This window comes from Lentzea sp. NPDC055074, from assembly GCF_053608005.1.
Genome location: NZ_JBSGUQ010000003.1, coordinates 166,656 through 178,776, shown reverse-complemented (window position 1 = coordinate 178,776; position 12,121 = coordinate 166,656). Strand labels below are relative to the sequence as shown.

The following is a 12,121-nucleotide window of genomic DNA, read 5'->3' as shown; positions in this document are numbered from 1 at the left end:
CACATTCTTGAACACCGTCCACGATCGTGAACCGAGAATACGAATGTGTTCGCCATGCGTCAACGAAGTGAATTCATTCGACGATTCGCGCCGGTATTCGACGATTCTTCGATTCGAACACCGTCGAATGCGCGGGGTGAAGATCGCCGATCAGATCGGCTGGCCGCCGAGGTCGCGCAGTCGCGCCATCAGACGCGGCGCGAGCTCCTCCGGGGCGAGCCGGTACGACTGCCAGCGGTCACGGCCGCCGTCCTTCAACGAGGCGTAGAAGCGGTAGCGGCCCCGGGTGACGGACTCCGTGGCCAGTTCGGCGAAGACCACGCTCGGTACCAGCCAGGCGGTGATGATCGCGCCGCGGTCGACGTCGATCGCCACGAACAGCAGGTCCAGGCTCGGCCGCGGCCGGAAGGTCTGGGTGCGGACGAAGGCCATGAACGTCTCGGACTTGAGGCGCTTGCTCGTCGACATGCGCGCCTTGACCTGCACGGCCAGGCTCATGTCGGCTTCGGCGGAGCTGAACAGCAGGTCGATGCCCTCGTCGTCGATCAACTGGGTGGCGACGTTGAGCTTCCCGCGCGAGGCCAGGATGCACGTCGCGGCGACGAGGTACTCGGTCGCCTTGCCCATCCGCCCCGCCGGAGACGGCTCTTCGAGATCCGAGTCGGGTAGACCCATCTGAACAGCTCCGCTCGCCGAACGACTCCGTGTCCCGCTATCGCGGGACCACGTCATCGAGTTACGAACGTCAGCCCTTCACCGGCTTCAGCATCGGCACCAGCGCCAACGCCGGCAGCAACAACAGCGGCACGATCAACAACGCCCGCAGCACCCCGACCCCGTTCCCCAGGAACCCCACCAACGGCGGCCCGGCGAGAAACGCCGTGTAGCCGATGACCGCCACCACGCTCACCCGAGCCGCGGCCCGGGCAGGGTCGTCCGCGGCGGCACTCATCCCGACCGGGAACCCCAAAGCCGTCCCCAGCCCCCACACCGCGACCCCGGCGATCGCCCAGCCGGGAGACCCGGCGAACACCGCGACCGCCACTCCGGACGCGGCGAGCACCATCGACACGAGGATCGCCGGCACCCGGCCCCAGCGGTCGAGCGCGATGGTGCCGAAGATCCGGCCGAACGTCATCGTCGTCACGAACACGCCGAACACGAGCGCACCCAGTGCCGGGTCGACCGAGTAGCCGTCGATGAACGCCACCGCCACCCAGTCGTTCGCGGTGCCCTCGGTGAACGCCAGCACGAGCACGAGCAGGCCGATCAGCAACGTGCGGGGCTCGCGCCACGCGGCCATGACGCCGCTGCCGGCACCCTGGTCGGCCTCTCCCGCGAACCGGTACGTGCGTGATGCCATCAGCGTGCCGACGGCGACCACCACGGCCACGGCGCCCAGGTGCGCGGTCACCGGCAGCACGGCCCACGCCACCAACGACGCAAGGCCCGCGGCGGCGACCGTGCCGAGGCTCCACATCGCGTGGAAGCGCGGCATCACGGTCTTGCCGAGGGCGCGTTCCACCTCGGCGGCCTCGACGTTCATCGCCACGTCGCAGAGGCCGGAGCCGTAGCCGAGCGTGAAGATCCCGATCGCCGTCAGCACCGCGGACGGGTACGCGCCGATGCCCACGCCGGCGACCGCCAGTCCCACCGCGACGGTCACGGCCGACACGCACACCGTGAGGCGTGGCCTAAGGCGGTGCGTGACCTCGCCCGCGGTGAGCATCGCGAGGCACGCGCCCACCGACATCGACAGCAGCAGCAAACCCAGCGCACCCGGCGTGAGACCCAGCGCGTCACGTGCGGCGGGGACGCGGGCGAACCAGGTCGCCACCGCCACGCCGTTGAGCCCGAAGGTCACCGCGACTCCCGCCGCGGCGGCTCGGACCTGACTGCGCGGCACCGTGACCGACATCCCGGTCCCTCCCTTTCTCGATACTGAAGTTCTTACCCCACACATGGAAGCGCTTCCATTGCAATACTGCTGAGATGACGGCAGAACGCATCGCCACGCTGGACGACGTGGCACGCGCTGCGGGCGTGTCCCGGGCCACCGCCTCACGTGTTGTCACGGGACAAGGCCCGGCATCACAACGCACCAGGGACAGGGTCACCGCCGCGGTGGCCGCGCTCGGCTACGTTCCGGACGCCTCCGCCCGCGCGCTGGTCACCCGCACCGGCACGCGCCTCGCCATCGCCGTCATCGGCCACACCGCCGCCGTGCTCGACGATCCCTACGTCGGCCGCGTGCTGATCTCGGCGGCCCACGTCGCCGCGGAACGCGAGGTCGGGGTCTCGCTGCACTGGCTACCCTTGCACGATCCCGGCTCGCTCGCGCGCCTCGCCGACGGTCGCGGGCTCGGCGGGCTCGTGGTGGTGAACCCGACTCGGCCCGCGCTGGAGACCGTGCCGCGCACGCTGCGCGGACGGGTCGCCGCGGTCGGGGTCGGCACGAAGCAGGTGCCGTCGTTCGACGTCGACAACCGCTCCGGCACCGACGGCGTCGTGCGGCACCTCGCGCGCACCGGGCGGCGCCACATCGCGATGGTCACCGGCCCGTCCTGGCTGCCCTGCGGCGACCGGGCCGTCGAGGCCTACCGGAAGGTCCTGCACGACAACGGCGGCGAGCCCAGGGTCGTCCCGGGCGACTTCACGGCCGTGCGGGGCGCCGAGGCGGCCATCGAGATCATGGCGCGCTGGCCGGACACGGACGCGATCTTCGCGCTCAGCGACCTCACCGCGCTCGGTGTCCTCGACGGACTGCACGCGCTCGGCGTGCGGGTACCGGGCGACGTGGCGGTCGCCGGGTTCGACGACATCACCTTCGCGGGACTGAGCAGGCCCGCGCTCACGACGAGTACGCACCCGGTGGAGGAGATCGCCACGGCGGCGGCGCGGGCGGTGCTCGACCGCCGCGATACCCCTGGGGCGACGTTCTACCCCTCCGCGCTCGTCGTCCGCGACAGCGCCTGATCATTCGACCGAGCAGGTCTGGCCGTTGAACGTGAACGCGCCCGGAGCGGAGTTCGCACCGCGCACCGAGCCGTTGAACCCGATCGTCACGGAATCGCCGGGTGCCATCCTCGGGTTGTAGTCGGCGTTGACGGCGGTAACGGTCGCGCCGGACTGCCGTGCGCGCGCGTTCCACATTTCGGTGACGCTCTGTCCATTCGCGAAATTCCACCGCAACGACCAGCCGTCGACCGTTGTGCGACCGGTGTTGCGCACGCTCACATTCGCCTGGAAGCCGCCCGGCCACTGCCCGGTGACGCGGTAGGCGACCACGCAGGTCCGTGCGGGTGGTGCCGGTGGAGGTGGCGGCGCCACGGTCGTCGTCGGACGAGGCGGCGCGGGCGGAACCGTCGTGGTCACCGGAGCGTTCGTCGTCGTGGTCGGGCGGGCGGCGGCGAGACCGTCGCACGGCGGCCCCCACAGTCCCTTGCCCGACGCGGCGGCCTCGGACTCGGCGGTGACCAGTGCCCCTCCGTCGACCCCTTCCGGGCGCAGCACGCCCTGCCGCACCGCCAGCAACGCGTAGTCCGTGCCGTCCTCCAGCGCCAGGTTCACGTCACCGGACAGGACGGGGCTGATCCGGACCGCACTGGCCAGCAGCGTGGTCTTGGCGAACGTGAGCGCGGCCTCGGCCCAGCAGTCCCCTGGCGCCGCCAGCTGTGCGATGCGCGCCTTCCTGCCGTCGGCCAGCTCGACGGTCCTGGCGTCGACGACCTCCCGCACGAAGTGCAGCACGTCCTGCGACCGCGCCTCCTGGTTGATCAGGGAGGGTGGCTTCAGGGGTGTGCGGGTGGGCGCCGGCGGCGCCGGTGGTCCTGCCGTGCACGCTCCGGTGAGCAACGCCAGGACCACCAGCAAGTGCTTGCGTGCCATCATCACCCCAGCGACCAGCGCTGGTTGGCGCCCGAGGTCGCCTGGTACAGCCCGATCCGGGCACCGTCCTCACGTGACTCGCCGACCACGTCGAGCAGGTTCCCGTTCTGCGCGTTGACGAACGTCCACGTGCCGTCCCCCGTGGACGACAGCACCCAGCGGGCGGACGGACCGTCGGTGGCGGTCAGCACGACGTTGCCGCCGTCGGCCGCGATCCGTTGCCCCGTGGCGGTGTTGACGATCGAGAACTGGGCGCGGTGGTCGTAGCCACCCGTCCGTCGCTCCACGCGCCACACCTGGTCCGCCGCGGCCGGGTCGGTGGTGCGCTGGACGAGTGAGGTGCCCGAAGGTGCGAGCGACTTGCCGCTCTGCACGCCGACGAGCCGGTGCTCACCGCCGAGCGCGGCGGCCCGGTTCACTCCGCTGACACCGCTCACCTCGAAGGTGGTGACCGACCTGGCGGGCACGGACAGCGTCGCCTTGTGGTCCTTCACCCGCACGGACGCGCCCTTCACCAGGGCACCGTGCTGGTCCGTCACGACCGGCCGGACGGACGCACCCGGACGCACCGACGCGAACGCCGACAGGTCCAGCGTCACGGACTGGGCCTGCTCGCTCTTGTTCAGGTGCACCAACGACTTCAGCTCGGTGTTGCGCACCGCGGCCACGTCGGTGGTGGTGTTGACCTTGATCAGGCGGTCACCGGGCTTCACGAAGTGCGTGAAGTTGCGCAGCGCGTGGAACTTCGTGTTCACGCGCGCCGGGCACGTCGCCAGCGTGTCCTGGGAGCCGCAGTCGAAGGGGATCTGGATGACGCCCCAGTTCATGCCGTCCGGGGACTCGGCGCCGGGCGTCATGTTGTTGTAGTCCTCGACGGCCTGCCACAGCAGCCACGCGCGCGGTTCCAGCTCGCGCAGGTCGTCGATCACGCGCTCGGCGATGCCGAGGCCGGGGTCCATGCTGGTGAAGCTCTGCCCGGTCCCCCAGTGCCCGTCGACCTCGCTCATCCACAGCGGTTTGCCCGAGCCCTTGGCGATGTCCCGGGCCGACGTGCGGCGCGCCGTGCCGTAGGTGTGCACGTTCAGCTGGCCGACCTGGGCGCGCACCGAGGCGGGGTAACCCGCCCAGTCGGCGGCGAAGATGCCCGGGTTGGTCTCGTCCGGCGCGGAGACGGCGGCCTCGAGCCGGTTGGCGCGCAACGCCTCCGCCATCGCGGGCACGACCTTCGCCTGCAGGGCGGGGCCGAGGTGGGCACCCTCCTGCCGGCCGCCCGTCGGGTTGCCGTCCGGGCCGAGGGTCGTGCGCCAGTACGAGGTGTTGGGCTCGTTGAACGGGTCGACCGTGGCGAACCTGATGCCGTGGGCCTTCTCCAGCTCCGCGGTGGCCTGGGCGAGGTAGGCGGCGAAGTCGCCGATCCGGTCCTCGCGCAACTGGTCCGCGTTCGGGTCGAAGCCGCCCGACACGTACCCGCTCACGGTCTGGAACCACGGCGGCGAGTTGCTGAACGACTCCCACCGCGTGACGTCCTGCTTGATCCGGTCGACCCACCACCGCTGACGCGGGTCCGCCGCCGTGTCGAAGAAGCGCGGATCACCCGGCTTCCACCAGTCGGTGTCCGTGCGCGTGGTGCCGGCCGGGGCCTTCCACCAGCCCGGGACCGCGGCGCCCGCCCTCAGGTACTCCGGCACGTCCGGCGCGTTGCCGCCACCGACGTTGTACCGCGCGATGTTGAGGTTCAGCCCGCCCTCGCCGAACAGCAGCTCCGCCAACTGGTCGCGGATCTCGTCCGGGTAGCCGCCAGTGGCGTTCGCGAACCACACCAGGCTCGTGCCCCAGCCCTGGAACGGCTCCTGCTGGTAGGTCGGATCCGGTCTCACCGTGACCGCCTCTACGGCGGCCGTGGCGGGGGCGGCGGTGGAGAGCGTGAGCGCCGAAGCGGCGAGCAGAGCGACAAGTCTGGTCATCGGTTCTCCGTTGAACGCGCAATGTTCACGCTAACATCTATCGAGAACCTACTGGTGAGTCAAGGTCCTGCCGGACGGAGGCGCGGCCGCCGGCAGGACCTCTGGGACGCTCGCCCCCGAGGAGGCGGGCCCGTTCGCCCGAGCCCCGAGGAGAGCTACTTGAGCGAGCAGGTCGCGAAGCGTTCCAGCCCTTGGGGCCGCTCGCCCACGCGGCCGATGGAGATCGCGATCCGGTCCAGAGCGGCGGCGCGCTTGCTCGCCAGCGGGCCCAGGATCGCGTTCTGGACGAAGTTCGGGCCGCCCTGACCGGCCGACGTGCGCAGCCGCTCGTTCGCCTCCGCCTGCTGCTTGCCGAGGTTGGCGAGCTCGCGGTCGACCTCGGCGCGCGCGGCCGCCGGCACGTTCTGCACGACCGGCAGCGGGCACTCGATGACCGACCCCGCCGCCGAACCGGCGGACCCGGTGGAGCCGGTCGAGGCGGGCTTCGAGGTCGCCGGCGGGGCCGACACGGCGGGCGCCTGACCGAGTCCGCAGGTCGCGAACCTCTCCAGGCCCTCCGGCTTCGCGGCGACCCGGCCGATCGCGGTCTCGATGCGGTTCAGCGCCGCCACCCGCTTGTCCTTCAACGGGCCGAGAATCGCGTTCTGCACGAAGTTCGGCCCGCCTTCACCGGCCGACGTGCGCAGCCGGTTGTTCGCCTCCGCGATCTGCTTGTCGAGGTTCGCGAGCTCTCGCTGGACCTCGGCCTGGGCCGCGGCCGGCACCGCCGGGACGACGGGCTGCGGGCACGCGATAGAGCTGCTCCCGGTCTCCCCACCGGCGAAGGCGACCGCCGCGGTCACCGCCGTCAACGTCGCGGCAACGGCCACTCCGGCAACGATCACCCGCTTGCTCCGCTGCGGTCGTGCATGCGCTCTCGACATATTCGAACCTCACGACTAGGGGACGTTTTCTGCCGGCACACCGGGATACGTACCGGGAAAGTGAAGGGTTCAACTACTTGTGAGCGTTCACAGCGTTTGGCATGCTCACGACTCATTCCGCAGTCGGAGCACCTGCGAGGAACCGGGGAACAGCCATGCCATCGGCAGCCAGAGTCGTCCACGAACAGGTCCCCCTGCGCGTCCGGGGAGTGAACGTCAAGGTCGCCTCGGTGCGCAGGGAGGGCGTCGACGCCCCCGTCGTCTTCCTGCACGGGTTCGGCACGAGCAAGGAGGACTACCTCGACGTCCTGCAGCGGCACGACTTCGCCGGACGCGCGTTCCTCGCCTACGACGCACCGGGTGCGGGCGCCACGGAGTGCGCGGATCTCGGGGCGATCGACGTGCCGTTCCTCGCGGACACCCTGCACGCGGTGCTGGAGCGGGCGGGGATCGGGCGGTTCCACGTCGTCGGGCACCTCACCGGTGCGCTCACGGCGCTCCTGCTGGCGCGCAGGGAACCCGGCCGGGTGCTGAGCTTCGTGAACATGAAGGGCGTCCTGGCGCCCGAGGACTGCGTGCTGAGCCGGGAGGCGTTGCACCACCGCGATCCCGGCGCGTACGTCTTCGACCTGGCCGAACGCAGCCGGGAGACGCCTTGCTACGGCGGCGGTCTGTACGCGGCGAACCTCCCCGCCAAGGTCCGCCGCGGCGCACTGCCGAGCCTCTTCCGTTCGATGGTCGAGCTCGCCGACCACGGGAACCTGCTGCAGGGGTTCCTGTCACTGCCCTGCCCGAAGATGTACCTCTACGGCGAGCAGTGCGCGGGGCTGTCCTACCTGCCCCTGCTCGACGCGAACGGGGTGGAGCTGGCGGAGATCCCGCACAGCGGGCAGCTCCCCATGTACTCCAACCCCGTCGCGATGTGGCGGCAGATCGCCGAGTTCCACGCTCGTCAGCTGATTCCCAGCGCCAGGCGGTGGTAGGCCGAGTTCCAGCGCAGCCGGTCGCCGAACGAGGCGGGGGTCGTCTCGGAGTCGATCAGCACGAGCTCCGTGGCGGCCATCTGCGCGAAGTCCCGCAGCACCTCGGCTCCGACGGCCTGCGTCATCACCGTGTGGTGCGGGCCGCCCGCGGTGAGCCAGCACTCCGCGGACGTCGAGAGCGACGGCGCCGGCTTCCACACGGCCCGCGCGACCGGCAGCTTCGGCAGTGGCTCGTCGGGCTCCACGACCGTGACCTCGTTGGCCACCAACCGGAACCGATCGCCCATGTCGGCCAGGCCGACCACCACGGCGGGGCCTGACGCGGCGTCGAACACCAGCCGCACCGGGTCCTCCCGGTCACCGATGCCCAGCGGGTGGATCTCGCACGAGGGCTGCGAGGAGGCGATCGTCGGGCAGACCTCGAGCATGTGCGCGCCGAGGATCTTCGGCTCGCCCGGCCCGAAGTGGTAGGTGTAGTCCTCCATGAACGACGTGCCGCGACCGGTGCCGGTGCCCATGGCCTTCACCGCGGCCAGCAGCGCCGAGGTCTTCCAGTCGCCCTCGCCGCCGAAGCCGTAGCCGTCCGCCATCAGCCGCTGCACGGCGAGACCCGGCAGCTGCCGCAACCCGCCCAGGTCCTGGAAGTTCGTCGTGAACGCGCCGAACCCGCCGTCGTCCAGGAAGGACCGCAGGCCGATCTCGATGCGCGCGGCGTAACGCAGCGAGTCGTGCCGCTCTCCCCCGCGCGCCAGCTCCGGGCTCAGCCGGTAGGCCTCGGCGTAGTCCGCGACGAGCAGGTCGATGCGGGCGTCGGGCACGGCGTCGACCACATCGACGAGGTCGTTGACGCCGTAGGTGTTGACCGAGACGCCGAACCGCAGCTCCGCCTCGACCTTGTCCCCCTCGGTCACCGCGACGTCGCGCATGTTGTCGCCGAAGCGGGCCAGCCTGAGCCCGCGCAGGTGCGCGACACCGGCGGCGGCACGGGCCCAGCCGTCGATGCGGTCCGCCACCACCGGGTCACTCGCGTGCCCCGCGACCGTCTTGCGCGCCACCCCGATCCGCGTCTGCACGTACGCGAACTCGCGGTCGCCGTGCGCGGCCTGGTTGAGGTTCATGAAGTCCATGTCGATGGTGGACCATGGGAGCGCCTCGTTGAGCTGGGTGTGCAGGTGCAGCAACGGCTTGCGCAGCAGGTCCAGCCCGGTGATCCACATCTTCGCCGGGGAGAACGTGTGCATCCACGCGATCACGCCGACGCACGACGGGTCGTTGTTCGCCTCCTGCATGACCTTGCGGATGGCGCCGGAGTCGGTCAGCACCGGCTTCCACACGATCTCCGCGCTGATCCGGCGGGAGTCGGCGAGCATCCGCTGGATCTGCTGGGACTGTGCCGCGACCTGGTCGAGTGTCTCGGGGCCGTAGAGGTGCTGGCTGCCGGTGAGGAACCAGATCTGGGGCTTGTCCGCCATGTGCTCTCCTTCTGGGCTCACTGGCCGTAAACGTTCTGGTAGCGCTCGTAGAGCTTGTCGACGTCCTGCTTGTCGATCACGTCGGGCTTGCCGAGCTGGAGTGCGAAGTGGACGGTGCGGGCGACGTCTTCCAGCAGCACCGCGGCTTTCACGGCCGCTTTCGCGGTCGCGCCGACGGTGAACGGGCCGTGGTTGCGCATCAGCACGGCCTTCGACCGGCTCGTGCTCAGGGTGTCCACGATGCCCTTGCCGATCGAGTCGTCGCCGATCAGCGCGAACGGCCCGACCGGCACGTCGCCGCCGAACTCGTCCGCGATCATCGTGAGCACGCACGGGATGGGCTCACCACGTGCCGCCCACGCTGTGGCGTAAGGGGAATGCGTGTGCACGACACCACCGACGTCGGGCATGTGCCGGTAGACGTACGCGTGCGCCGCGGTGTCGCTCGACGGCGCCAGCTCGCCTTCCTTCAGGTTGCCGTGCAGGTCCGTCACGACCATCGCGTGCGGGCCGAGCTCGTCGTAGGACACGCCGGACGGCTTGATCACCATCAGCTCGTGGCCGGGCACCCGCGCCGACACGTTGCCCGCGGTCCAGCTCACCAGCTCGTAGCGGGTCAGCTCGCGGTGCAGGTCGGCGACCGTGCGCCGCAGCTCTGCGGTCGGCGACATCAGCTCTTCCCTTCCAGCGCGGCGCGGCGGTACTCGCGCAGCCGGTGCATGACATCGTTGGCACCGCGGCCGAAGTAGTCGTGCAGCTCCTGGTAGTCGAGAAAGAGCCGTTCGTACGCCTCGACGTTCTTGGGCACGGGCGTGAAGACGTTGCGCCGCACCGACCCCATCGCGGCGGCGGCCTCGCGGATGTCCGCGTGCGCCCCCGCGGCCACGGCGGCGTGCATGGCCGAGCCGAGCGCCGGCCCCTGCGCCGAGCCGATCACCGACAGCGGCAGGTTCACGACGTCGGCGTAGATCTGCATCAGCAGCGCGTTCTTGGTGAGCCCGCCGGCGATCACGAGCTCGGTGACCGGAACGCCCGAGTCGGTGAACGTGTCGACGATGACGCGTGTGCCGAACGCCGTGGCCTCCAGCAGGGCGCGGTAGACGTCCTCGGCCTTCGTGGCGAGCGTCTGGCCGACGACCACACCGGACAGTTCGTGGTCGACGAGCACGGACCTGTTGCCGCTGTGCCAGTCGAGCGCGACGAGCCCGTGCTCGCCGACCTCCTGCCGCGCCGCCAGCTCCGAGAGCAGCTCGTGCACGGTGATACCGCGTTCCTCGGCCTGCTGGTGGTAGCTCGGCGGCACCTGGTTGCGCAGGAACCACGCGAAGATGTCCCCGACGCCGCTCTGCCCCGCCTCGTACCCCCACAGCCCCGGCACGATGCCGCCGTCGACGACGCCGCACATGCCCGGCACCTCGTGCAGCTCCGAGCCGCTCATCACGTGACAGGTGGAGGTGCCCATGATCGCGACCATCTGGCCGGGCCCGACGGCCTGCGCGGCGGGCGCGGTGACGTGGGCGTCGACGTTGCCGACGGAGACCGCGATGCCCTCCTTGAGGCCGGTCCACCGCGCGGCCTGCTCTGTGAGCGTGCCCGCCTTGTCACCGAGCGCCGACAGCGGGTGGTCGAGCTTGTCCGCGACGAAGTCCGCGAACTCGGGGTTGAGCTCTTTGAGGAAGTCCTCGCTCGGGTACGCGCCGTCCTGGTGGATGCCCTTGTAGCCGGCCGTGCAGGCGTTGCGCGTGTAGGTGCCGGTGAGCTGCCAGACGATCCAGTCGGCGGCCTCTACCCAGTGCTCCATGGCCGCGTAGATCTCGGGCGCCTCCTCGAGCACCTGCAGCCCCTTGGCGAACTCCCACTCCGAGGAGATGAGCCCGCCGTACCGCGGGAGCCACGACTCCTTGCGCTGACGGGCCAGCTCGTTGATCCGGTCGGCCTGCGGCTGGGCGGCGTGGTGACGCCACAGCTTGATGTAGGCGTGCGGGTTCTCCGCGAACTCCGGCAGCTCGCACAACGGCGTGCCGTCACCCGTGACCGGCACCATCGTGCAGGCGGTGAAGTCGGTGCCGATGCCGATCACCTGGTCCGCGGAGATCCCGGCCGCCTCGACGGCCTGCGGGACGGCGGTGCGCAGGACGTCGAGGTAGTCGGCCGGGACCTGCAGTGCCCACTCCGGCGGCAAAGGCCGGCCGGTGGCGGGCAGCACCTGGTCCACCACGCCGTGGCGGTACTCGTGCACAGCGGTGCCGAGCTCGGCGCCGTCGCGGACGCGCACGACCACGGCGCGGCCGGACAGCGTGCCGAAGTCGACACCCACCACGCACGCGTCGCGGTCGATCGTCATGTCAGTCACGACCTGAGTGTTATCGCTAACAATCAGGGAGTCAAGATGTGCCCGATACATCGTGATTTCCCTGCGAGTGCGCGAAATGGGCAGGAGGTGAGCGCACGACAATCCTGGCCGCGTCAAGGGCTGGACGGGCGGGTGTTCGGCGCAACGCGGTGCGGGCGTGGGCTTCCGCCGAGGTCCGGGGGCCGGGACGGGGGTCCGCGGGTTGGGATGCCGGGGTCTGCTGGGGATGCCACGCGCCTGCGCTCGGCGGGGCGGCGGCCTCACGGGCCGTGGCGTGGCGGGCACCGGGGCACGGAGGTGGAGCGGGCCAGCGGAGGTGTGGCCGTGGCTGGTGACGGCATGGCGGACGAGGGCAGTCAGGCGGTGGTGTGGCGGGCAGCGGTGGCGTGACGGGCAACGGTGCGTGACGGGCAGCGGTGGCGTGACGGGCAGCGGCGGCGCAACGGGCAGCGGCGGCGCAACGGGCAGCGGCGGCGCAACGGGCAGCGGCGGCGCAACGGGCAGCGGCGGCGCAACGGGCAGCGGCGGCGCAACGGGC

11 protein-coding genes are annotated in these 12,121 nt (G+C 70.9%); 2 read left to right on the top strand and 9 right to left on the bottom strand.

Annotation, left to right across the window (positions count from 1 at the left end):
* Nucleotides 1–150: 150 nt before the first annotated feature.
* A complete protein-coding gene (locus ACWF7A_RS08110) occupies nucleotides 151–675 on the bottom strand; it encodes a hypothetical protein (protein WP_452249718.1) in 525 nt (174 codons plus the stop codon).
* Nucleotides 676–745: 70 nt separating this feature from the next.
* The gene (locus ACWF7A_RS08105; protein WP_452249717.1) at nucleotides 746–1,918 is read right to left on the bottom strand and encodes an MFS transporter; all 1,173 of its coding nucleotides are present in this window, start codon (nucleotides 1,916–1,918) and stop codon (nucleotides 746–748) included.
* A gap of 74 nt (nucleotides 1,919–1,992) precedes the next feature.
* Here ACWF7A_RS08105 and ACWF7A_RS08100 point away from each other — a divergent pair, with 74 nt between their 5' ends.
* Nucleotides 1,993–2,976: a LacI family DNA-binding transcriptional regulator gene (locus ACWF7A_RS08100; RefSeq protein ID WP_452249716.1), complete on the top strand. Its 984-nt coding sequence runs from the start codon at nucleotides 1,993–1,995 to the stop codon at nucleotides 2,974–2,976.
* Here the strand turns inward: ACWF7A_RS08100 and ACWF7A_RS08095 are convergent, their stop codons facing one another.
* The 3 genes from ACWF7A_RS08095 to ACWF7A_RS08085 form a co-directional block, all read right to left on the bottom strand.
* Nucleotides 2,977–3,888 carry a cellulose binding domain-containing protein gene (locus ACWF7A_RS08095; protein ID WP_452249715.1) on the bottom strand — a complete coding sequence of 304 codons (912 nt, stop codon included), beginning with the start codon at nucleotides 3,886–3,888 and terminating at the stop codon, nucleotides 2,977–2,979. It lies immediately after the preceding gene.
* Between the two features lie 2 nt (nucleotides 3,889–3,890).
* Complete coding sequence (locus tag ACWF7A_RS08090; protein ID WP_452249714.1) at nucleotides 3,891–5,852, bottom strand: RICIN domain-containing protein; 1,962 nt, start codon at nucleotides 5,850–5,852, stop codon at nucleotides 3,891–3,893.
* Nucleotides 5,853–6,007: 155 nt separating this feature from the next.
* Nucleotides 6,008–6,736 (bottom strand): hypothetical protein, encoded by a 729-nt coding sequence (locus ACWF7A_RS08085; RefSeq protein ID WP_452249713.1) that lies wholly within the window; start codon nucleotides 6,734–6,736, stop codon nucleotides 6,008–6,010.
* A gap of 194 nt (nucleotides 6,737–6,930) precedes the next feature.
* Here ACWF7A_RS08085 and ACWF7A_RS08080 point away from each other — a divergent pair, with 194 nt between their 5' ends.
* Nucleotides 6,931–7,758, top strand: coding sequence for an alpha/beta fold hydrolase (locus ACWF7A_RS08080; RefSeq protein WP_452249712.1), 828 nt, complete (start codon nucleotides 6,931–6,933; stop codon nucleotides 7,756–7,758).
* Here the strand turns inward: ACWF7A_RS08080 and araA are convergent.
* The 4 genes from araA to ACWF7A_RS08060 form a co-directional block, all read right to left on the bottom strand.
* Nucleotides 7,728–9,230, bottom strand: coding sequence for an L-arabinose isomerase (gene araA, locus ACWF7A_RS08075; protein WP_452249711.1), 1,503 nt, complete (start codon nucleotides 9,228–9,230; stop codon nucleotides 7,728–7,730). The genes ACWF7A_RS08080 and araA overlap by 31 nt on opposite strands.
* A 17-nt stretch (nucleotides 9,231–9,247) precedes the next feature.
* Nucleotides 9,248–9,901, bottom strand: a complete 654-nt coding sequence (locus ACWF7A_RS08070; RefSeq protein WP_452249710.1) for an L-ribulose-5-phosphate 4-epimerase — start codon at nucleotides 9,899–9,901, stop codon at nucleotides 9,248–9,250.
* A complete protein-coding gene (gene araB / locus ACWF7A_RS08065; RefSeq protein WP_452250150.1) occupies nucleotides 9,901–11,574 on the bottom strand; it encodes a ribulokinase in 1,674 nt (557 codons plus the stop codon). Before araB ends, ACWF7A_RS08070 begins: the two co-directional genes overlap by 1 nt.
* 365 nt (nucleotides 11,575–11,939) lie before the next feature.
* A partial coding sequence (locus ACWF7A_RS08060; RefSeq protein ID WP_452249709.1) for a hypothetical protein occupies nucleotides 11,940–12,121 on the bottom strand: 182 nt, incomplete at its 5' end.